General features: G+C 43.8%; 20 protein-coding genes. 9 read left to right on the forward strand and 11 right to left on the reverse strand.

The window, feature by feature from the left end; genetic code table 11:
• Nucleotides 1-150: 150 nt before the first annotated feature.
• The 6 genes from JWG44_RS12550 to JWG44_RS12575 form a co-directional block, all read right to left on the reverse strand.
• The gene (locus JWG44_RS12550; RefSeq protein WP_205275309.1) at nt 151-858 is read right to left on the reverse strand and encodes a FecR family protein; all 708 of its coding nucleotides are present in this window, start codon (nt 856-858) and stop codon (nt 151-153) included.
• A gap of 130 nt (nt 859-988) precedes the next feature.
• On the reverse strand, nt 989-1,528 hold the full coding sequence (locus JWG44_RS12555; protein ID WP_205275310.1) for a HAMP domain-containing protein: 540 nt from the start codon (nt 1,526-1,528) through the stop codon (nt 989-991).
• 60 nt (nt 1,529-1,588) lie between these two features.
• The gene (locus JWG44_RS12560) at nt 1,589-2,674 is read right to left on the reverse strand and encodes a FecR family protein (protein WP_205275311.1); all 1,086 of its coding nucleotides are present in this window, start codon (nt 2,672-2,674) and stop codon (nt 1,589-1,591) included.
• Between the two features lie 20 nt (nt 2,675-2,694).
• On the reverse strand, nt 2,695-3,195 hold the full coding sequence (locus JWG44_RS12565; protein WP_205275312.1) for an RNA polymerase sigma factor: 501 nt from the start codon (nt 3,193-3,195) through the stop codon (nt 2,695-2,697).
• A 151-nt stretch (nt 3,196-3,346) separates the two neighbouring features.
• Entirely contained in the window at nt 3,347-4,117 is a 771-nt protein-coding gene (locus JWG44_RS12570; RefSeq protein WP_232371626.1) for a DUF547 domain-containing protein, read from the reverse strand.
• Nucleotides 4,118-4,277: 160 nt separating this feature from the next.
• A complete protein-coding gene (locus JWG44_RS12575) occupies nt 4,278-4,805 on the reverse strand; it encodes a DUF1564 domain-containing protein (protein WP_205275313.1) in 528 nt (175 codons plus the stop codon).
• A 313-nt stretch (nt 4,806-5,118) separates the two neighbouring features.
• Here JWG44_RS12575 and JWG44_RS12580 point away from each other — a divergent pair, with 313 nt between their 5' ends.
• Together JWG44_RS12580 and JWG44_RS22685 are read left to right on the forward strand one after the other, a co-directional pair.
• A complete protein-coding gene (locus tag JWG44_RS12580) occupies nt 5,119-5,673 on the forward strand; it encodes a hypothetical protein (protein ID WP_205275314.1) in 555 nt (184 codons plus the stop codon).
• A 50-nt stretch (nt 5,674-5,723) separates the two neighbouring features.
• Nucleotides 5,724-6,098 carry a hypothetical protein gene (locus tag JWG44_RS22685; protein ID WP_408611966.1) on the forward strand — a complete coding sequence of 125 codons (375 nt, stop codon included), beginning with the start codon at nt 5,724-5,726 and terminating at the stop codon, nt 6,096-6,098.
• Between the two features lie 84 nt (nt 6,099-6,182).
• Here JWG44_RS22685 and JWG44_RS12590 read toward each other — a convergent pair whose 3' ends face one another.
• The 4 genes from JWG44_RS12590 to JWG44_RS12605 all read right to left on the reverse strand — a co-directional run bounded on the left by JWG44_RS12590 (nt 6,183) and on the right by JWG44_RS12605 (nt 10,967).
• A complete protein-coding gene (locus tag JWG44_RS12590) occupies nt 6,183-6,464 on the reverse strand; it encodes a TIGR04454 family lipoprotein (protein ID WP_069609767.1) in 282 nt (93 codons plus the stop codon).
• Entirely contained in the window at nt 6,461-8,425 is a 1,965-nt protein-coding gene (locus JWG44_RS12595; RefSeq protein ID WP_205275315.1) for a glycoside hydrolase family 5 protein, read from the reverse strand. The genes JWG44_RS12590 and JWG44_RS12595 overlap by 4 nt, the downstream gene beginning before the upstream one ends.
• A 71-nt stretch (nt 8,426-8,496) precedes the next feature.
• Nucleotides 8,497-9,375 carry a patatin-like phospholipase family protein gene (locus JWG44_RS12600; RefSeq protein ID WP_205275316.1) on the reverse strand — a complete coding sequence of 293 codons (879 nt, stop codon included), beginning with the start codon at nt 9,373-9,375 and terminating at the stop codon, nt 8,497-8,499.
• Nucleotides 9,376-9,755: 380 nt separating this feature from the next.
• Nucleotides 9,756-10,967 carry an MFS transporter gene (locus JWG44_RS12605; protein WP_205275317.1) on the reverse strand — a complete coding sequence of 404 codons (1,212 nt, stop codon included), beginning with the start codon at nt 10,965-10,967 and terminating at the stop codon, nt 9,756-9,758.
• Between the two features lie 112 nt (nt 10,968-11,079).
• Here JWG44_RS12605 and JWG44_RS12610 point away from each other — a divergent pair, with 112 nt between their 5' ends.
• The 5 genes from JWG44_RS12610 (at nt 11,080) to JWG44_RS12630 (ending at nt 16,212) form a co-directional block, all read left to right on the forward strand.
• A complete protein-coding gene (locus JWG44_RS12610) occupies nt 11,080-12,357 on the forward strand; it encodes an acetyl-CoA hydrolase/transferase family protein (protein ID WP_205275318.1) in 1,278 nt (425 codons plus the stop codon).
• A 108-nt stretch (nt 12,358-12,465) separates the two neighbouring features.
• Nucleotides 12,466-13,275, forward strand: coding sequence for a UDP-2,3-diacylglucosamine diphosphatase (locus JWG44_RS12615; RefSeq protein WP_205275319.1), 810 nt, complete (start codon nt 12,466-12,468; stop codon nt 13,273-13,275).
• Nucleotides 13,276-13,322: 47 nt separating this feature from the next.
• On the forward strand, nt 13,323-14,930 hold the full coding sequence (locus JWG44_RS12620) for an FMN-binding glutamate synthase family protein (protein ID WP_205275320.1): 1,608 nt from the start codon (nt 13,323-13,325) through the stop codon (nt 14,928-14,930).
• 120 nt (nt 14,931-15,050) lie between these two features.
• Entirely contained in the window at nt 15,051-15,779 is a 729-nt protein-coding gene (locus JWG44_RS12625) for a Yip1 family protein (RefSeq protein ID WP_205275321.1), read from the forward strand.
• Nucleotide 15,780: 1 nt separating this feature from the next.
• The gene (locus JWG44_RS12630; RefSeq protein ID WP_205275322.1) at nt 15,781-16,212 is read left to right on the forward strand and encodes an acyl-CoA thioesterase; all 432 of its coding nucleotides are present in this window, start codon (nt 15,781-15,783) and stop codon (nt 16,210-16,212) included.
• Nucleotides 16,213-16,918: 706 nt separating this feature from the next.
• Here JWG44_RS12630 and JWG44_RS12635 read toward each other — a convergent pair.
• Nucleotides 16,919-18,541 carry an aldehyde dehydrogenase family protein gene (locus tag JWG44_RS12635; protein ID WP_232371627.1) on the reverse strand — a complete coding sequence of 541 codons (1,623 nt, stop codon included), beginning with the start codon at nt 18,539-18,541 and terminating at the stop codon, nt 16,919-16,921.
• Nucleotides 18,542-18,735: 194 nt separating this feature from the next.
• On the opposite strand from JWG44_RS12635, the gene JWG44_RS12640 reads away from it, so the two are divergent.
• Entirely contained in the window at nt 18,736-19,101 is a 366-nt protein-coding gene (locus JWG44_RS12640; RefSeq protein ID WP_118969365.1) for an LB_289 family protein, read from the forward strand.
• A gap of 296 nt (nt 19,102-19,397) precedes the next feature.
• The gene (locus tag JWG44_RS12645) at nt 19,398-21,014 is read left to right on the forward strand and encodes a phytoene desaturase family protein (protein WP_205275329.1); all 1,617 of its coding nucleotides are present in this window, start codon (nt 19,398-19,400) and stop codon (nt 21,012-21,014) included.
• Nucleotides 21,015-21,152: the final 138 nt, after the last annotated feature.

Raw genomic sequence — 21,152 nt, forward strand, 5'->3', positions numbered from 1 at the left:
ATTAATCTTTTGTTTATTCATTAACACAATCCCCACCAACTAAACCCCCCCCCCCACCCCCACGTGTTTTTTTTTTAAAATCAGTCGTAAAAACCCCCCCCGGGGCCCCCCCCCCCCCCCCCCCCCCCGAGACATTCAATTTATAGAGTATTATGATTTTGGAAAGTTTTCGAGAAGTTCCTTGTTTTTTAGTTTCTGATCTTTGAGCATCTGATAATTCTCAGCCTTGATCGTCTTGAAGGTTTGAATGATTTTCATCTTCTCTTTCATAAATTCCTTGAGAGGTTCGAGAAGCAACTCCTTACCGTTCCAGGAAGCCTGTTCTCCCGCTTTTAGATCCAGTTCGCCTCCGGAAGAAGTATTGACGGCAACCGCGCCTTCGTTTACAAAAACGCCGTCCGGAATCGAAGAATCTTCATTTTTTGGAGCCTTCTCTTTATCTTCGCTGATCACAAATTGAGTTCCGCGAACACCCGCGGTATAAGAAACCGAAGTGACTTCCAGATCTTCCTTTTTATTCGATTTCTGAACATTGGCAAAAAGTTTGCCGGAAACCAGATTGACCTTGGTTTTATTTTTGGTCCCGTCGGAATAGAGTTCCGAAATTTCAATCTTGGTAAAAGGAGCAAGCCGGATCACTGCGTTTGCACCCAATTGAAGGTCTGCTTTACCGTCTCCAGTTTCTACCTTCGCGCTCTTTGTTAAAACTACATTCTTTTTGAGAGTTTCAGTCTTTCCTCCCAAAGTATAATGCACCTTACCGGTAACGAAGAGAGCGATTGCAACTTCTTCGTCGGCAAAAACAATCTGTGGAAAAGTTAAAAAGATAGAGGTCAGGAGTAAAACGTTTCGGATCATACCGAGAAGGTTTACATAGGTTCGGGAAAAAATCTACAATTAATTTCCTAATGACTTCGAGGCTCCGGCAAAGAAGAACCCCGATTTGAAACATAAGTCCTAAGGCTTTCTTCGGTTCGAATAAAAAAAATCAACCTTTCGAATTGATTCTTTTTTCGATAACCTGGTTGAGAAGATCGGCGAGTTCTTGAAACTCATCCCCTTTTCGAATTTTGATCTTTTTGACGTTTTCGCCGTCTGCCAATCTTTTGAGGTGATTTTTGATATTGTAAACCGGACCGGCCATTTTATGAGAATAGATGACGGTAAAAATCGCGGTCATTCCTAAAAACAAACCGGACAAAAGAAGAATTCCATTCACTTGGATCGTAAACATATCGAGCCTATGATCGTAGTCCGGAAGAAAAACTTCCCTCTCGACGAATTTTTCTTTTTCCACACCGTTGAGTTCTTCAAAACCTTTTTGATACACTTTGACGGGATCGTTTCTCAAACGGAAAACCACGCCCTTGTCAAATTTGGTGTAATTCAACCAGTAGAGAAAACCGACCGTCAAAAGAAGTCCGAAGAGAATCAGTAAGGAATAATTCAGTAAGAATTTGAGTTGGAAGTCCCGGTCTATGAGGTAGTTACTAAAAATCCTTTTTTTACCGGGGTCATCTTGTGTCATGCGGGGTCCTCGAGGACTAAATTTCCCGATTTACCCGCTCGATGTCAAAGAGAATTTCGTTTAATGGACTTGAATCACTTCGGATACGGACTCACGAGGAATCGTAATTTCCTTTTCCAGCGTTTGAACATACATCGCCTTTTCGTCCATGTCCACGATGACACCTTCGATCGTCTTTCCGTCTACGAGAACAAGCCGTTCCATTCTTTGAAACTCAGTCAAGAGATCTTGTTTGCTGGAATAGGCCTTGTTTTTGTCGCGTGGAATGCTTTCGATCGGCAATTTATCAAATTCGGTATTGAGAAGATCTTTTTCGGAATCTTTCAGACGGCTCCGAACAAAACCTTTTTGATTCACAAAGATCGCTTGGTTGGGTTCCAAAACTTGCTCCCCTTCCGGAGCGGTCTTTTGAGAATCCGCTCTCGCGCTCACGGCGACACGGCCTTCTAAAACTTGAATTTTAGTTCCATCTCCTGGGAGGTTTTGAAAGCTAAAACTCGTTCCGCGAACTTCGGCGCTGACCGTTTCCGAACGGATGATAAATTCTTCCTTTTTCAGATTCTTGTGAATGTGAGCGAGAAGTTCGCCTTTTTCCAGGTCGATTCCGATTTTGTAATGGGTCGAGAGATCGATTTTTGGAAAGGAAACCTGAGAATCGCCGAGGACGCGGACGGCGATTCCCTCGGACACCTTGAGATTTAAGAATGCGGTCGGGCCCGTGATCACTTTCTGCCCTTCTTGAATCCGAACTCCGGGTTTGAGAAGAATTTTGTCTTTCGGATCGGAAGAAGTCAGATACGCTTCCCCTTCGACCTGTGAAATTTCAACTCCGCCCTTTTCGACGTTTAGCGGAGAATTATTTTTAAAAATAGAATAATATCCTAATGTGATTGCCATCAAAAAAATGGCCGCTGCAGAGAGAGAAATAACGATTTTATTTTTTGCAAAGTTGGAAAAGGAAACAACGTTCGAGGCCTGGGCGCGGGCATAGAGCGACTCAAAATCCGACTGTTTGGCTGAATATTCAACCCAAGAACTGCTCAAACTTTTGCCGAGCCATTCCACAGAAGGACTAAGTTCGTTCTGCTTACCTTCCAGCAGAATTTCTTTTATCTTCTCTTCCCTTTCCATTCCCGATGCTTCCAACTTTTTTTTATTTGATTCAATCAGGGCTTCAAATTCTTTTTTTCCGCGATCTCTGTCACTTTCGCCGTCGCTTTTACGATCAATCGAGAGGCGGTAGAAACCGAAATGTCCATAATTTCAGCAATCGTAGACAAATTATAATCTTCCATAAACCGAAGGATCAAAGCATACTTTTCGTCTTCTTCCAGTTCATCCAAACAAACCAGAAGACGTTCTTCCAGATCTTTGAGTTCGGCTTTTCTAACGAAGGAAAGTTTCTTTTCCTGAAAGTCCTGCATCTCGGAATTCCCCGTTTCCTTTACGGTCGAGAATTTCCGCGAATGATTGATGGAACGGTTTCGAGCGATCGTGTAGAGCAAGCGAATCGCTTGTTCCTTATCCAGATCCGAATCCGAATACTTCCTAAAAAAATTCAGGAATGTATCCTGCATGAGGTCCATGGCTACTTCAGGATTTCCGGAAGAATATTTATAGAGGAAATCAAAAATCTTTCCGCTGTACTCTCGATAGAGAGCATCCATAAAATCTTTCCGGGAGGTCATTGGAACTAAGTTGAAGATGGGAAACCCGATTTCAAGTAAATTCCTTTGCCGCTCCTGCCTTCTATCCTGAGTTAACAGAGGGAATTCGGCTTTTTTTCAGAATTACGGTTTTTTTTCCAAATCAATCCGATTATTTCCTTTGATTTAGATTCCAATCGTAGTCGAGATAATGGATTTCCGCAGAAGCTGGTATCGGAGGAAGTCCGGAATTTGCGTTGATGAAGGAGAGGAGATTCCCGTTTTTACGAGTAAAATCCGACTGGAACCACTGAAAGATCTTAGAAAGATAGAGAATCTTTGCAGACATATCGTATCGATTGAATTTTGAATCCGAGAGAAACTTCTTAGTCACTGAGTTCAATTGTTCTTCGAGTTTGGACGCTTGAAAAGATTCGTTGAGAATCGGCGGACAACCTTTGGACGCACAGTTGATTGCAAAATGAATTCTCGGCTCCTGAAAATCTTTCCTGAGCTTCTCATGTTCGATCCAATCCAAATTCTTCTTAGTTCCAAGAAGTGTAAAAAATTCTATTTTCCAAGGTCCGGAAAAAATGCCGCCGAGATCCTTGATACTTTTGAGGGGATGGTGATCAAGAATCAATCGAATCGTAAACGCGTTATACGCATTGATCAGAAAGCTCAGTTTTTCGGAATTGGTAAAAGAAGAATATTCCTTTTCCTCAACTGCGCTCAATGTTTGGAGATAAGAATCCAACGAGGTACGGTTTACCTTCCAAGCGGAATAATCCACAAGACCGTTCTGAACGTATTTTTTGAGTTCGTTTGAAAACTTCGAGTGGGTGTGATCAAAAGCGGACAATGGTCCGGTAAGGAGGGCGGAGATGAGAAAGGCAAGAAAAAAAAGATTCATTGAAAGAGAATGATTTCGTCTATTGTGCATTTTTGCTTTCCTATTCTCCCTATTCTTACTCTTGGACTGAGTTAAGAATCCATTGGATCTTCTCTTTGAAAAAAAGTCAATGGAGGTTTTGAGAATCTTCAATCCTTCTCTTTCGCGTAAAAAAAGAAAAAGAGGATTGGAATCTGAAATTCTGAGAATTTTAGGAATACTGAATGCGATCCTTTGCGTAGATCGGATTCGGGTCGAAGATAAATTCTCGCGTAATCATGTTTGAGCCCAGATCGAGGGTCAGAATATTGCAGTAAAAGTCATGAAATGAGGGAGTTCCCACATTTAAAGTTTCACTGATAGATTCTCCAACCCCGATCTCTTCCAACCAAAGCATATAGTTGACGAGAAAACAACGGGAGACACCGTGAGCCGTTGCGTAGGAACTCAAAATCGCCCAAGTTCCAAAGTCCATTCTTACATTGATTCGAATAAGGGGGCCTTGATTTTTTTGATACATCGTTTTTCCGACTTCCGGATTGATCCTTCTTAACGAAAGAAGATACTTTCCATATCTTCTCATCAAAACCGGAATTTTCTTTCGAAGAAAGACCTTTTCGTCCGCATTCAATCTCTTCCAATATTCTTCAGGAATGAGAAAGGTCTCTACGTTTGTCTTCCCGTCTACTGCAAGGCGATCTTCTACTTTTTTCATCGGAGCAATCAAAATGTTTCCCATACACAAGACGGTTCCTTAGATCGCTTTCGGCAGCGGATTTCAGAATTTAAAATTCTTTTTTTTTGAAAATTTTTTTGCTCCGTTTTACCTGAGAATCCAACAAATCAATTTTTTACATTCTATTTTCCTTACTTTTTGTTCTTAGCTTTGCGACCGACCCACAAGACCGCTTTGGATTTTCAAAGCTCACAAAAAGTCGACGTCTTACGAAACAAATTCTTCTTTTGGAAAGAATGGAACGGAAGCCTGACTTCTCTTTTTTTATAAGAATAAAAATGCAAGCCGCTTGTTATTCGAATCGAGGTTTTTTCTCATGACGATCGTTTATAATGGAACTGGCGGAGCGTTAGGAATTTTCGCCATACTGATCTCTATCATTTTGAGCTTTTTCGATGTAACCTGGAATCCTTGGGGCTTATTGATTTTCTGTTCCATACTCGCTCTTGTAGGAGGAATCTTAGAAGTGACTCTGGACGAAAAAAACCGCCCACGTTATTTTTTTTTGATCCCGGCTTGGCTCGTCGGATTCTGCGGGGTCGGACTTGTAGTTCGGGAGAGGAACGAACTTTGGGGAAACGCGATCTTTGTAGGAATTTTGATTCCACTTTCATTCTGGATTCGATCAGAATCAAAAAGGCCCGGCGGCAAATGGGTGTTCGGTTTTTTGAGCAGCCTGATCCTGATCGCGACGATTCAAGTTTTGATGCAAGGGGAACACGGACCGACTCCTTCGGTGGGAAGTCATATCGCAAACGGAATCGGAATCTTTCTTTTCGTATTTTCCCTATTCAAAATTTGGTATGCGCGTAGAAAAGAACAAGACTCGCGTCTTCCTAAAACCGGAATTGATTCTAAAAATCGGAACTAAAGAAAATTTCTCTCTCTGGTTGAAACGAATTCTTTCGATACAAATCTTAGATGTCCTCCGCTTTCAAAAACGATCGCAAAGTTCGAGATAAAATATTTCCTTCCGGAAATTCAATCTGGATCGGAAAATTTTGTCTTCTCGGACTGTTTAGTTTCGGCCTTTTGTTTGACTCCTCTGTTCCAATCTTTTCTCAAAACGAAACCGATCAAAAATCTCGGGAGCAACCGGAATCGAAACCGCTCCTTCGGGTTTTTCCTTCTTTTAGAAAGGAAGAATGTGATTGGGCAATTCGCTGGGATATTTGTTTGAATTGTTTAAAAATCGGGAGAAGATACGCTCAGAAGATCCATTTCTATCCATCCGGACCTTATCGAGAACATGGATGTTATTCAGAAGAGGAAGGTTTTTTTCTTTTAGAAGATTAAGGCCGAAAGAAGACGGCGAAAAAGTGGAGACAACCAAAAGCAGAGAAGAAAAATTTCTCCCCCGCTTTTTTGATAGGAAAAATCTTATTTCTTACAAGCCTGAATCGCAGGAATACTTTTCGCGGACTTGAGACAAGTCAGATCAAATTTTCCAGACATACACTCTTTTTGCAAAACAGGAACTAATGTCGCTTTCATAGTCGCAATGTTTGCAGTGTCATCTGCTTTTTGACCTGCCGTCAGGTTGGTTAACATTTCTTCAACGATAGGAGCGCATTCTTCCGCAGAATGTTTTGGTCCACCGCACATAACAGTCAAAGATAGAACTGCTACTGCGCTTAGGGTAATCATGAGAACTTTTTTCATCTAATCTTCCTCTTTTGAGTATTCGGAACCACTTTAGTCCGATCTTGTTCCCTGAAAAGTGATTTTTTCGACGGTAAAATAGTTATTCCGTAATGTAAAATTCCCTTTTCCCCTTTGAACTTTAGAGTTCTGGCACGGGCGTCATACTGATACGAACCGGCATTCACCAGAACTTCAAACCCATTCTTATAGTGAATCTCCGGAATGAAAATTTCAGTTTCCGGAAATAATTCTCCTTCTTGGCGAAAGGAGAATTTGAAAAGAGACCGTTCCATATCAAAGGACAAGGCCACGGGCAAACCCTTGGTCCGAACCGGATACGGTCTACTAAACGCCCTCACCGCCCGCCCCCCGTCTTCGTCGTAAGCAACGGGAGTATCCAAAGAATAGATCGAAAGATCTTCCTCGTTCCAGCGGTCTCCCAAACTGTGAGTGTGGTCCGGAGTATAATTCCAGAGCGCAAGGTTTACGAAATTTTTTTCGATCGCCTTCATGATTCGATCCAAGGCTTTTTCCAAAACACCATAGTCTTTTTTGAGATACGCGACTCTTTGATTCAAATCCATCGGGAGCCCCGTTTCTCCGATTACGGTCGGGCAATTCCCCATATTTTTTTCAGACATCTCGCGAATCATTCGAATCGTTTCTTCGTAAGCCTTATCGATATTCTCCTTTCCAAAAACCGGCTTTGCTTTAAAGACATGAACTCCGAACCAAGGAAAATAACGTTTGAGCATAAGAACGGAAACGTCATACCAGTGAGTCGCGTTTACGACGGAACCGTGATTCTTTTTAGGTGTTTCCTTCCATTCCAATTCGAGTTTGGAAGGATCGCTTTCTATAAAAATATGAAATCTGCTTTCTACTTTCTGCACTCTTTCTTTGAACTTCTTGATAAAGGGTTGCATAAAGTCCGAATAGAATTCGTATTTTCTTCCATTCTTCTTGTAGAAATATTCCGGTTTGAGAAGCATCGGGGCTCCATTCGGATCGTAATCCCAGACTCCGTGATTTCTCCAAACGCACTGTTGTCCCCGTTTCCAAAGAGGAACTCCACCCGCGTTCAAACGGACCTTTCCCCAAGGAAGACTCCAGAACCCAAGCATGTAGGCCTGCTCCGCAGAAACGGCGCGACCTTCCGATAGATACATTTCTTTGAACGGAGGAGTTTTGATCACCTTTCCAAAACCGAAGGCCTCGAATTCACCAAGATTCTTCTTTCCGATCCATCCGGGAGAAGGCTCGTTCAAAGAATCGAAACCGACTACGTGTTTGTATTTTTTTAGTTTTTTTACGATCTTGAGAACGGATTCGATATAGTGATCTTGTAAAAAATCCTGAACGTTTTTTCCGCCGATCTTCGTATCCGGCGCGAATTCTTTTCCTCCGAAGAATAAAGAAAACATCGTTCCACAAGCATACTTCTGATAATTGAGAGGCCAGGACATTCTTCTATAATTTCTTCCCTGGTGATGATGTACGATCGCCGTTTCGGAATCCCGGATTTTCCCGATGTCCATTCCCACCTCTTCCAAAGTCCATCCGGGCGCTCCGTCTCCTCCGGTAAAACGAGACCAAACGTCCTGGTGAGGATCGATAAAAAGATAGAGCCCTTTTTGCCCCGCGAGCGCGACCATTCTTTCTATGTAATCGATGTATTCCGTATCATACTTTCCCGGACCCTTATGTTCGATCGCTTCCCAAGTAATGATAAATCTTAAAAAATTGAATCCCCATTTTCGAAGCCGATCGAAATGTTCCGCGGCCTGGCTTTCTTCCAAAGGCCTTCCCACAAAGGAGACGTTTCTATGATTGTAGAATGTAAGAGTCTGATCGAAGTGTGTGGTTCCATCGGGTTTGGCGGGGACTTTCGCAGATCCGGAAAGATTGACTCCTCTCAACTGATAGATCGTCCCGTCTTTCCCGGCGAAATGTCCGTTCTTTACAAATAATTCTTCCATATATATTTCCTGAATTGAATTCTTCTTATATCTTTTTCAACAACGCAAACGACGAGTCGGTGATCGCCGTTTTATTCATTAAATTGAATTCTTGCGTCCTCATAACCTCTGCTGATCAAATAGTCCGCCTGTACTTGCGAAAAATTTAATATACTACCAAAGCCGAGCGAGGTTCTCGGACCGATCGTTCTGATTTTTAATTCCGGTCGATCCGCGCTCGGAATGGATAAAAGCGAAGAAAGTTTCGATTTTTTACCCTTTCTCTTTTTTTTCTCGAAATTCATATTGGCCATCACCGTTTGAAAAGAACCGATCAGCGAAAGTTCGAAGACTCTTTCCAATCCCTCCCTTCTGGTTCTAGGAAGTCCCATGTCGATCCCGCCGACCGGAGAAAGTAAAACGACTACGATATCGGTCGCCCCTCTTTCCACCGCAGGAAGAATCGGGGTATTGGCCATCACACCCCCGTCCCAGTGAGGGGCTCCGTCCACATACTGCCAGGGAAAAAACATAGGAATTGCAGAAGAAGCCATCACGTGCTCGATATCGATTTCCTTGTTTCGAAAAAAGACAAGTTCCGCAGTGAGAATGTTTACCGCCGTGATGATCACTTCAGTCGGATTCTTTCTTAGGTTTCGAAAGTCCAAATGGGAATAGAGAAGATTTTTAAGCGGTGTCGTATCGGTTAAAGGAGAATAACTTTTTACAAAGATGTCTACAAGATCGTTCCAGATCGAATAACGCATCACTTTCTTCGCTTCGATCGACTTCCAGAGTTTTGTGATTTCGGCCGCGTTCATTCCGCAACCCATCGCGGTGGCTGTAATAGCTCCTACGGAAGTTCCACAGATGACATCCGGTTTGAATTGAATTTCTTCTAAATATCGAAGGACCCCGGCTTGATAAGCGCCTCGGGCTCCTCCTCCGGATAATATCAGGGCACGTTTCATTCTACCTGAATCTCAAAAGGTTCTAAAAAAGAGAAGAATTTTCGGCTGATCTGTGAGGAAGACACTGGAGAGTTCTGAAAGAATTTGAGGGAAACCTTCTGAGCGACTGCATCGTTTCTCCGGCATCAAACTGCCGGGATCGGAAGCTCGAGAATGACCAGTTCGCGAAACTCAGAAAGGTCAGTGGTCTGATTGTATTGCAATGCCCCGACTACGGCTGTATTGCAAGTGAAACCCGGGCTATTGCTCAGCCACCTCACAGGTCAATTGTTTACAACAACTATCATTCACTAGACCACCTCCTTTTCGTGTGGCTGCAAAATATTCTGTCTCATTAAAATGTCAAGAATTAGAGCGATTTTTTTCGGGAATTTTCTTTCCTAAGAAACCGCTTTCACTCTGGAAATCAGAATCAGCGCAAACACGTTAAACCCTATCGCGAGGTATCCGGCTATATCATAGTTTTCGTATGGAGCCGTCGGAGTCGCCGCGTAAAGAATACTTCCCCCGATGGTCGCCCCCAGACCGGATGCCAGGTTTTGAAACGAGGAGATAACGGTCATAAAACGTCCTCGGTCCCTCGGCTCCGTACTGGAAGTGATCAGAGCCAATGCCGGAATCCATCTCCCTGAAACAAGAACCATAAAAAAGGTAGTTAAAATCACGACGTTGACCAGCGAGGTTTTTCCCAAATGCGTCATGATAAAAATGGGAACAAAGGATAAGGGAACCAGAATATAGAATACCTTGTGTTTTCCGATCTTATCCGAGAGAATCCCGATCAGTCTCGAAGAGAAAAGAGTCACCAAACCTCCGAAAAAATAGATCCAAGGAATTTCTTCTTTTGGAATTCCCACATTTCTTTCCATATAAGGAGCGATAAACGGAATCACGGTAAAGCCGCCCAAGATCACGAACATCATGAGCATATACGAAGCCGTATATTTTTTATAAGTAAGAATTCGGAGGAAGTTCAGAACCGGATTGTCTCCTGCGGATTGAAACGGAGGAATGTGAGGAAGATGATAATACATCATAACCAGGATCGGAAGACTCACTAAGGCGATTCCGGCAAAAGACATGTTCCATCCATAGAAGGAAGCGATCTTTAAACCCAGAGGAATTCCGATCACAGAGGCAACCGAGAAAGCGCCCATGATGGCACCGGTCGCCCTTCCCCTTCTTTCCATCGCGATTGCGTCTCCTACTACGGCGAACGTTACGGAACTGAGAACCCCGCCAAAAGCTCCCGACAAAATTCTTGCAAACAAAAGAAAAATGTAAGAATCCGCTACCGCGCACAACGCGGTTCCTATGATAAACCCCGCATACAAAAAAAGAGCCGCCGTTTTTCGATTGAATCGATCGATAAAAAGCGCCCCCACAATTCCTGCGGCAAACGCGCTGTATGTATATGCGGATATTAAGAATGAGAATTCCCTCGGATTGATGTGAAACGCCTCTTGAAAATAACTCCCCAAGGGCATCATAATCACGAAGTCGAGAATGTGAGTAAATTGAATCGCCGCTAAAACGAAGATCAACATTCCTTCGGATTTTACGTATATGTTACGAGTCGGTTGTGATGACATTATATGGATAGCTTGAGAAATATCATTTTCCTGTAGATAGAAAAATCAAAAAAATAGGTTGAAGAGCCTCGGCTCCAAATGAGAATTCTTTTAAAAAAGGTTCCGAAATTCAATGAAAGTTAAATATATTTCCGCTGATTCAGCTCTTTCCTCGGTCCAATCGGGCCAAAGAGTTTTTGTACACAGCGTTGCGGCTTCTCCTCAGTTGCTGATAGACGCTTTGACGGCAAGGGCCCCCGAACTGACTAACGTGGAAATGATTCATCTTCATACGGAAGGAACGGCCCCGTATGCTCAACCCGGAATGGAAGGTCGTTTTTTTGTAAATTCACTTTTTGTCTGCGCCAACACGAGAAAGGCAGTGGAAGAAGGAAGGGCGGACTACATTCCAATGTTCTTAAGCGAATGCCCTCTTCTTTTTAGAAAAAACATTCTTCCGTTAGACGTCGCTCTTGTCCAAGTATCTCCTCCCGACAAACACGGATTTTGTTCTCTCGGAGTTTCGATCGATATCAGCAAGGCCGCCGTGGAAACTGCTAAGATCGTAATCGCGCAGGTCAACGAAAACATGCCTCGAACCCACGGAGACGGGATTGTTCACGTAAATCAAATTCATTCTTTTGTGGAAGGAAATATGCCCTTACACGAACACAAATCCGCGCCTCTTACGGCGATCGAAATCGCGATCGGAAAAAACGTGGCGTCTCTTGTGGAAGACGGCGCCACTCTTCAGATGGGAATCGGAGCGATTCCGGACGCGGTTCTCACCTGTCTCACTTCTCACAAGGATTTGGGAATCCATACGGAGATGTTTTCGGACGGTGTTATGGATCTCGTACAAAAAGGAATCATCACCGGAATTCATAAGAAAAAACATCCGGGAAAAATCGTTTCCGGTTTTGTGATGGGTACAAAAAAACTCTACGATTTCATCGACGACAATCCTCAAGTTGCGATGCTCGATATCGGTTATATCAACGATCCTCACGTAATCCGAAAAAACCCGAAAGTCACCGCCATCAACTCGGCGGTGGAAGTCGATCTCACTGGACAAGTCTGCGCGGACACGATCGGAACCAGACAATTCTCAGGAGTCGGAGGGCAAATGGATTTTATTCGAGGCGCTTCTCTTTCGGAAGGCGGCAAACCGATCATCGCACTTCCTTCCGCAACCGCAAAGGGAGAATCCAGAATCGTTTCCATTCTTAAACCCGGAGCCGACGTGGTCACAACCAGAGCTCATGTTCACTATATCGTGACCGAATACGGAATCGCAAATTTATATGGGAAGAATCTCAGACAAAGGGCGAAGGCGTTGATCGCGATCGCACATCCCGATCATCGAGAGAGATTGGAAAAAGAAGCGATCGAAAGATTCCAAGTGCTTTGAAAAACAAAACCTTGTAACTCAATTTTATTCTTCTTGTTTGAGAATTTGGACGGAATCGTTTGACAGAGACCGATCCCTTCGTCAGATTGAACTTGAAATCGGAACTCAATGAAATTTGAACGTGACAAAGTCTATGAAGGAATTTTTCTTTCGGACGTTCACTACCTTCTCAACAAGAAGATCAAAGCCCACAAACACAAGGAACTCTTCCAATTTTTAGATCATCTGGAAAAAAAGAACATACGGTTTCGAACGATCTATCTTGTGGGAGATATCATCGAGAACTGGTTCTTCAGCGCATCGCGAAGGCTCCGAAGAAGTAAAAAAAGATTTAACAAACTTTTTGACCGGTTGGACGCGCTTTCAGCGGGCGGCGGAGATAAAATCTATATCGTGGGGAATCACGATTCCACTTCGTATCTGATGAATCTTCCTCCGAAAATCGAAAAGTATCTCAAAGAAAGAGACTGGGAGATCTGCGAAAAAGCCGAAACCGATATCCTAATCGCTTTGCACGGTCACCAAGGTCAATACAACCGATTCACGTGGATCGGCTCCATCTTTTTATTACGTTTTTTGCATATGATTGCGCTTCTTTTGCCGAATCTATTCCGTTTTTCGGAGGCGTTTTATCAAAAACATCTCAACAGACAGGATCCGACTACGACGGAAGAAATTTTAAAATACTACGAACGCCTTTCCAGAATTTCTCACCAGGGTCAAAAAGTGTTGATTTCGGGTCACACACACGACTTTCTCTGCATTCCCAATTTAAAAATCATCAACACGGGAGATTGGGTAAAGAGCAATAGTTTTGTTTTTCAAGACGGAACGAACTTTATCGGCGCTCGGATGAACAAACGTGGAGAATTCTCGAAAGAATTTGTTTACAAGCACAGGGAAGAATCCGCGAGTTAGTAAAAATATTTCTTGCGGAACGCTTTCAAAAGGTGCAGAATTGCCGGATGCAAATTCCGGATTATCACATTCTAATTCAATTTGTTTTGGAAAACCCCTGGTCTTCCTTGTTCTCCTCGATCGGGATTTATACTCTCATCGCACTTCTACACGACATCTTTCAGAGAAGACACGCAATCAAACACAACTTTCCTTTGGTGGGAAGAATCCGATATCTTTTCGAGATGATCGGGCCCGAACTCAGACAATACTGGGTCGCAAACGACAAAGAAGAAATGCCCTTCAGCAGAGCGGAACGTTCTTGGGTTTACGCGACCGCAAAAAAACAAAACAACAACTTCGGATTCGGAACTACCGAACTATTATACGAAGCCGGATATCCGATCATCAAACACAGTACGTTCCCGTTTCCGGAATCCAAAGTAAAACATCTCAAGAACGATTCTTCCATGATCCCTTGTCTCAAGGTCATCGGAGAATTTCACAACCGGAAAAAACCGTTTCGCCCTCCTTCCGTCGTAAATATATCCGCAATGTCTTACGGATCCTTGGGTAAGAATGCGGTTTCGGCTCTGAACAAAGGCGCGATGATGGCCCACTGTTATCAGAACACCGGAGAAGGTGGGATCAGCCCCTATCACAAGTTAGGCGGTGATATCGTCTGGCAGATCGGAACCGGATATTTCGGCACAAGAGACGAAAAAGGAAACTTCTCACTTGATATGTTCGCGCAAAAGATTCAAGAGAATCCTCAAATAAGGATGATCGAGATCAAACTTTCACAAGGCGCCAAACCCGGAAAAGGAGGAATTCTCCCCGGAAAAAAAGTTACCGAACAGATCGCAAAGATCCGTGGAGTTCCCGCGGGACAAGATTGCATTTCGCCTAACGCACATTCCGAGTTCAGTACGGTAAGCGAACTCATAGACTTTATCGAAAGACTTCATTCCGTAAGCGGACTTCCGATCGGGATCAAAAGCGCCATTGGAGAAATCAATTTTTGGAACGAGCTCGCAGAGAGAATGAAAGAAACCAACAAGGGCCCCGACTTTATCACGATCGACGGAGGAGAAGGTGGAACCGGAGCCGCTCCTTTGGCGTTTGCGGATCACGTTTCTCTTCCTTTTAAAGTTGGTTTTGCGAGGGTCTATCAGATCTTTCAAAACGAGAACCTTTCCGAAAGAATGGCTTGGATCGGAAGTGGTAAATTAGGTTTTCCTGATAGAGCGATCGTTGCTTTCGCGATGGGATGCGATCTCATCAACGTCGCGAGAGAAGCGATGATTTCGATCGGTTGTATTCAGGCGCAGAGATGTCACACGGACCACTGCCCCGCAGGCGTTGCCACGCAGAATCGCTGGTTACAAGCCGGTCTCGATATCGAACTCAAAGCCGAAAGAAACGCGAATTATATCAAAGGACTTCGAAAAGAAGTTCTCTCCGTCACTCACGCAGCAGGTTACGAACATCCTCTGCAATTTCGAGGAACCGATATCGAGATCAGCGCCGGTCTCAATATTTTTAAAACCTTGGAGACGATTCTAGGATATCAAAGAGATCACGTTCACTTTACAAAAATGTTGGATTATACCGATCACACGTATTTGGAAGAATATATGAACGGCCTTACCAAAGAGGAACCGTCTTCTCATTGATAGAAGATCGAGAGTTCTTTGAGTCCGAAAAAAAGATCGGATTCGAAGGAGCTTGAACAGAATTCTTTTCGTCTTGCCATCTCGCTTTTGCGGAAAAATCTGTTCGAAAGCGGAGATCCCATGTTTCAGTTTTCTTATTCATTTCAATCCATCCTGACGGAAACGCGGGACATTTTAATCAGACCGATTTCTTTTTTTAAAAACCTTCCGAAAACTCAAGACTCGATTCTCACCATTTACTTTCGTTTTTTGACCTTTCTCGGATTCTTATATATCGGCGCGGTTTTAAGCATGACTCTTTTTACTCCGCTCGATATGCCGAACCCGCCGGTCTCATTCTTATTTTTGGAAATGCCCTTCGCTTATTTTTTGGCGAGTTTTATCGCATTCCCTATTTTAGGTTTTCTTTATATGTTCGTCTCTTGGATCTGCGGAGGAATCACGAACTGGAGTCGAAATTTCCGGGCGAGCACGGCGGTCTTCGGCACATTCTGGCTTGCCATCATTCTACAGAGTTTCGGCGGATTGATCCACGTATATATCGGAATCGGGATCGGCGTGGCCTTTACCGCATACATTCCTTTCTTATTCTACGTCGCATTGACTTCGTATTTGGAAGCCCCAATCCAAAGAACCGCGATTGTACTCGCGGTTTTTACATCGATCCTATTCTACATTCAATATTCAAGAATGGTTTCTTATATCGGAGACTATCAATTGATTGAAAACAGGAACTCACACAAACCTCTTTCCAGAGAAGAGGAAGAACAAGGCGAACAAGAAGCCGCCGAAATCATTCGGAAGGCGATGGAAAAAGCAAGATCGGAAGAAAACCAAACAGAGGAATAGAATGCCAAGAATTCAATTAGAACTCCCCAACAAGTTTGTCTGGTCGGTCGATCTGGACGTTCGAATTTACGACGTCAACTTTGCGGATCATTTGGCGCACGACCGAGTCATTTCCCTTCTTCATGAAGCAAGAGCTCGTTTCTTTTTGGAACACAATTATAACGAACTCAATGTGGAAGGTCTCGGGATTATTATGACGGACATCGCGGTCGTCTACAAGGCCGAGGCGTTTTTTAGGGATAAGATTCGCGTGGAGATAACGGCGGGTGATTTTAATCCGAGAGGATGCGATATCTATTATAGGATGTCTCACGCGGACGGTCCGGCAAACGGAAAGATCATCTGTGAGGCGAAGACGGGAGTTGTTTTTATGGACTATTCCACTCGAAAACTGGGAAATCTTCCGGAAGGATTTCGAAAAATTTTTCAGTAAAACTCAAGATCATCATTCAAATTGAATATTCGATTTTTCGAAACTTGCATTTTAAGAATGAACTGAACGGACGCGTCCGCACCAAAAGGCCTTTGACGATTGTCTCTTAGTCTCAAAGAATGCGCGGCGTTCTTTTGTTATTCCGGGGTATTTGTAGAAGCTCCTACAGATTATTTAACCCTTTCGTTTCGATGATCGCTTCGTATTTGTAAGAGGTCCTACAAATTAGGACGAGGCAGGTCGGTATATTGAGGAACTCCACAGTTTAGTTCTTTTTTTGTAAGAGCTCCTACAACTTAAGAATTTCGGAACAAACTCTGAACTTCTGCTTTCCCGGTCGGCCTTCGCGTTTTTTAAAATATTCTTAAAACGCCTGCCGCGAAACCCGGAAAGGACTGAAAAATTCCGTTTTGCAAAATTCCAATCCTTTGTAAGAGGTCCTACAAAGAAACAACCTAAGAGGGACTCGAATTCTTAGAAATTTTGAATCCTTTCTGTGTATTCCAAAGACGTGTGAGTTCCTACTTTTTAAATTTCGGGGACGGCCCTCCATTCAAAAGAAAAAATCACGGAAAACTCGTTTTCCGAAGGCCAAAGCCACGATTCTACCGACAAACCAAGTCCGACCGAAAATTTCTTGATCCGGACTTAAAGCCCGTAAAATGAGAACATCGGAAAGACTCGATTCTTTTCCAAACTTCCGAAATCAAACCTTCCAAGAAGTAAACATCTTCCCGATCATAAAGACGGAAAGTTTTGTTCCGTTGATCAGCCAAGAAATCGGATTCTTCGTAAAGTTGAATCTCATCGCCGCAAGGATCGCTTCGTAGGAGGTCTTGTTAAACGGATACCACCAAATATTCCGTTTCGAAGGAATGATATCCCAGTTCACGAGTTTCGGTTGTGTCATCTCGTCAAACCCAAGCCCGGAATGAGTTCTCCCCAATCCGGAATCTTTCCAACCGCCCCAAGGAGTTTCGGATTGACCGTGAGTGTAAAGATGATCGTTGATTGTAGTGACACCCGATTCTAATTTTTGTGCGATCCTTTTCCCCAAACCTATGTTTTTCGTCCAGACGGAGGAAGTCAGAGCCATCGTAGAATCGTTTGCGAGTTCGATCGCGTCTTCTATCGTTTTGAATTTCATCACCGGAATGACAGGACCGAAATTTTCTTCCTTCATCAATTCCATATCGTGATTCACGTCGACCATCAGAGTCGCGGGATAGAAAAATCCCTTCGTATTCGCGGAAGGTTGAGACTGTGCGACAATTTTCGCGCCGTGTTTGATCGCGTCGTCTACTTGGTGTTTTACGGTATTCAACTGTTCTTCGGTCGTCATGGAACCCATATCCACGTCGAAGTTTACATCGGCTCCGTGACGGATCGCTTTTGTTTTCGCGGAGAGTAAGTTTACAAATTTATCATATACTTTTTCCTGAACATAAACCCTTTCCACTCCTCCGCAGGATTGACCGGCGTTCTGATAACCGGCCCAAGCCGCACCGTTCGCGGCGCGTTCGAGATCCGCGTCTTCCAAAACGATCATCGGATCCTTACCGCCCAATTCCAAAGACAAGGGAGTTAACGTGTTTACTGCGGCGGCCATCAGAGTTTTGCCCGTAGCAACGGAACCGGTAAAAAAAATCTTATCCACACGATTTTCAAAAAAAGTTTTCGAAACGGCTCCGCCGGAACCTACGATATGATAGAACAATCCTTCGGGAAGATTTCCCGCTCTCACGATCTTTTCGATCGCGTCTCCGACAAGAATCGTGGACTGAGCGACTTTCAAAAGAATCGCGTTCCCCGCCATCAAACCCATCGCGATCTCTCCAAAAGGAATTGAAAGAGGATAATTCCAAGGACTGATGATTCCCACGACGCCGAGAGGAACTCTGTGAAGTTCATTCTTCTTATTAAAAAATAAGAATGTGGACATCGGAAGTTTTTTCGGTTGCAGATGGTGTCTTGCATTCTTCGCATACCAATCCGCCGCGAGAGCAGCGGGAAGAACTTCGGTGGAAAGCGCGTCCATTCTCGACTTTCCGTTGTCCTTGCTTACGATCTCCGCCAATTCTTCCGCGTGTTCTACGATATAATCGCGCATCCTTAGAATGTGTTTTTTACGAACCGCAAATTTAGTGGATGCCCATTGTTTTTGAGCCTCTCTTGCTTTGCGAAAAATTTCAGACATCTTTGTCAGATCTGTGTTCGGAACCTTGCCGATTTCTTCCAGGGTGGCTGGATTCTGCGCCACCTGAAAACCGCTTCCGATATAGTTTCCATTCATTTTAGAGCCCGATTGCTCCATTGTGCCGATAGACATTTTAATTCCCCCAAGTTTCCCTTCTTTCAGTGTTTCTATAGACCATAACGTTTGTTCGATGAGTCTATAGTACAAAGAGAATGGAATTTATAACAAGCGTTTTTGCAACCGGTCCTGGGGGCCTCCCGGGAATCTCCTATACACGAAAAGCCCCCGTAAAAAACTGGCTTATCAGCTAAATCGAGGGTTTTTCTATGAAACGCACTGAACTGGAAAGAAGAGAAAGAGACCTCCGCAAGGCAGAAAAAAAGACACAGCTTCAAGACAAGAGGCTCGCCTCCGGAAAAGGATCTAGCGTGGGTGAATACATCGATGAGTTATCCGCACTCTTTCGATACGATGCAACGGAAATCTTCAACACCGGAGACGACATTGCAATCTTGGAACTCTTAGAAGATATCCAAGCAAACCTCCCGGAAAAGCAATGGGAAAATGTGCTTCGGAAAGCGATCAAAAAAACCGGAGTCCAAGAAAAGGACAAAGCCTACAACGAACTCAAGGAATTGATGAGCGAAGGCGAAGAAGAATCCGAAACCGAGGAAGAAGAAGTCGGGGTTTAAACCCGGCTTTTTTCTTTTCAACCGAACTACAAAATCCTTCCGGAGAAATCTCGCAAATGAATAGATTCTCTTCCCGCTTAACTCCTTTTTCGTAGGAGCTCTTACATCCAAAAAAAAGGTTCGATTCGAAAATTCCAAATCAAGACTTTGAGTTCGATTTTTGGATCGTCTCCATCCGTTCGTCCTTAAGTAACTTTCCAGCCTTTAGATTATAAAATCCGTTTCGATTTTTAAGAAGACAGAATCCTGCTCATCCGAACAATCTGTCCGGAAACTTTTTCGGGAGAATGGAAACGATGGACATCAAAGAAAAACACTACGATCTCATACTGATCGGATCCGGTATCGGCGCGCTGACCGTGGCTTCTTTGATGGCGCAGTTCCGAGACAAAAAAGTTCTCATCCTCGAACAACACTTCAAGGCCGGCGGTTTTACACACGTCTTCAAAAGGGAAGGAAAGTTTCTCTGGGACGTGGGAATCCATTATATCGGAGATATGGATGAGAATTCCATGCTTCGGAAGATCTTCGATCTCATCACAAGAAACGAAATCGAATGGTTTCAGATGCCTCAGATCTTCGAAAAGTTCGTCTACCCTGGAATCACATTTGGAGAAAACAGCGACCCGGAAATATATAAGAAAGATCTAATATCCTTATTCCCCGACGAAACAAAAGCGATCGGACATTATTTCGAAGACGTTCAAAAAGTCGCGAGCTGGCACGGCAGACACATGATGCTCAAGGCTCTTCCTCCATTCTTAGATAAATTCGGACACGCGATCGATCTGATCGGCGCAGATTCCGCGTTGATCACGACCAAAGAATACATGGATAAGAATTTTAAATCTCCCAAACTCAAAGCGATTCTTGTTTCGCAGTGGGGCGACTACGGTCTTCCCCCTTCTCTCAGCGCCTTTGCAATCCACGCACTGATCGTCGCACACTATCTCAAAGGCGGTTATTATCCGATCGGAGGTTCCGGAGTGATCTCACAATCGATCCAAAAGATCATCCAGGAAAAGGGAGGAAGAATTCTTCTTTCCAGAGAAGTACAGGAGATCCTCATTCAAGACGGTAAGGCCGTCGGAGTGAAGGTGAAAAACCGAAAAAAATCCGAGGAGACCAATCAGGAAGTCATCGAAGAATACACTGCGGATGCAATCGTATCCAACGCGGGAGCTTACAACACTTATACGAAGTTGATCCCTTCCCGATATCCAATTCCATTTTTGGAAAAACTCAAAACGTTTACGGATCAATTTCCGTTGACTACGAACGTAACCTTATATCTCGGTCTAAAGGACGACCCTAAAAAAATGGGATTTTTAGGCGAAAACTACTGGATCTATAGTTCCTTTGATCACGATCAAAACTTTAAGGAGGGAATCAATTGGATCGAAGGAAACAACAAGGTTCCGGGCGCTTATCTTTCCTTTCCATCTCTCAAAGACCCTCACGCACACGGACATACGGCCGAGGTCATCGCGTTTAGCGACTATACACCTTTCGCAAAGTGGAAGGACCAACCTTGGAAAGAAAGGGATGAAGACTATAAAAAACTAAAAGAGTCGATCCGAGACCGACTGTTGGATTATCTCGAAGAACGTTTTCCCGGTTTTAAGGCAAACGTAGAATATAGCGAAGTTTCCACACCTCTCACAACTGAACACTTTACACTTCACAAAAGAGGGACCATCTACGGACTTCCTTGTGTTCCCGATCGTTTTCGCGAAAAGGAGGCCCCTTGGTTTTCTCCCGTAACTCCGATAAAAAACTTATTTCTTACGGGAGCCGACGCAGCTTCTCCGGGAATGAGCGGAGCAATGATGGGTGGAATCAGCGCCGTCGCTCATCTCACGGACGGCTTAAAAATGATCCAGATTTTCCGCGAAGCAGGTAAAAAAAGATAACAAACCTTTGAGGGAGGCATTACTCGCGTCACGCAAAAATGCCTCTCTTTTTCTATCGTATTGTAACTAAACAAATTTTGCTTGATCTATCTGCCAGATAGTATCTAACAGATATAGAACTCTTTTTTAGGAGTTTAG

Source organism: Leptospira ainazelensis (assembly GCF_016918785.1).
Taxonomy (GTDB): Bacteria; Spirochaetota; Leptospiria; order Leptospirales; family Leptospiraceae; genus Leptospira; species Leptospira ainazelensis.

What these genes read in the sequence shown, in the direction of transcription:
- JWG44_RS12550 (WP_205275309.1), bottom strand. Translation starts at nt 858, where the DNA reads ATGATCCGAAACGTTTTACTCCTGACCTCTATCTTTTTAACTTTTCCA.
- JWG44_RS12555 (WP_205275310.1), bottom strand. Translation starts at nt 1,528, where the DNA reads ATGACACAAGATGACCCCGGTAAAAAAAGGATTTTTAGTAACTACCTC.
- JWG44_RS12565 (WP_205275312.1), bottom strand. Translation starts at nt 3,195, where the DNA reads ATGGATGCTCTCTATCGAGAGTACAGCGGAAAGATTTTTGATTTCCTC.
- JWG44_RS12570 (WP_232371626.1), bottom strand. Translation starts at nt 4,117, where the DNA reads ATGCACAATAGACGAAATCATTCTCTTTCAATGAATCTTTTTTTTCTT.
- JWG44_RS12575 (WP_205275313.1), bottom strand. Translation starts at nt 4,805, where the DNA reads ATGGGAAACATTTTGATTGCTCCGATGAAAAAAGTAGAAGATCGCCTT.
- JWG44_RS12580 (WP_205275314.1), top strand. Translation starts at nt 5,119, where the DNA reads ATGACGATCGTTTATAATGGAACTGGCGGAGCGTTAGGAATTTTCGCC.
- JWG44_RS22685 (WP_408611966.1), top strand. Translation starts at nt 5,724, where the DNA reads ATGTCCTCCGCTTTCAAAAACGATCGCAAAGTTCGAGATAAAATATTT.
- JWG44_RS12590 (WP_069609767.1), bottom strand. Translation starts at nt 6,464, where the DNA reads ATGAAAAAAGTTCTCATGATTACCCTAAGCGCAGTAGCAGTTCTATCT.
- JWG44_RS12595 (WP_205275315.1), bottom strand. Translation starts at nt 8,425, where the DNA reads ATGGAAGAATTATTTGTAAAGAACGGACATTTCGCCGGGAAAGACGGG.
- JWG44_RS12600 (WP_205275316.1), bottom strand. Translation starts at nt 9,375, where the DNA reads ATGAAACGTGCCCTGATATTATCCGGAGGAGGAGCCCGAGGCGCTTAT.
- JWG44_RS12605 (WP_205275317.1), bottom strand. Translation starts at nt 10,967, where the DNA reads ATGTCATCACAACCGACTCGTAACATATACGTAAAATCCGAAGGAATG.
- JWG44_RS12610 (WP_205275318.1), top strand. Translation starts at nt 11,080, where the DNA reads ATGAAAGTTAAATATATTTCCGCTGATTCAGCTCTTTCCTCGGTCCAA.
- JWG44_RS12615 (WP_205275319.1), top strand. Translation starts at nt 12,466, where the DNA reads ATGAAATTTGAACGTGACAAAGTCTATGAAGGAATTTTTCTTTCGGAC.
- JWG44_RS12620 (WP_205275320.1), top strand. Translation starts at nt 13,323, where the DNA reads ATGCAAATTCCGGATTATCACATTCTAATTCAATTTGTTTTGGAAAAC.
- JWG44_RS12625 (WP_205275321.1), top strand. Translation starts at nt 15,051, where the DNA reads ATGTTTCAGTTTTCTTATTCATTTCAATCCATCCTGACGGAAACGCGG.
- JWG44_RS12630 (WP_205275322.1), top strand. Translation starts at nt 15,781, where the DNA reads ATGCCAAGAATTCAATTAGAACTCCCCAACAAGTTTGTCTGGTCGGTC.
- JWG44_RS12635 (WP_232371627.1), bottom strand. Translation starts at nt 18,541, where the DNA reads ATGTCTATCGGCACAATGGAGCAATCGGGCTCTAAAATGAATGGAAAC.
- JWG44_RS12640 (WP_118969365.1), top strand. Translation starts at nt 18,736, where the DNA reads ATGAAACGCACTGAACTGGAAAGAAGAGAAAGAGACCTCCGCAAGGCA.
- JWG44_RS12645 (WP_205275329.1), top strand. Translation starts at nt 19,398, where the DNA reads ATGGACATCAAAGAAAAACACTACGATCTCATACTGATCGGATCCGGT.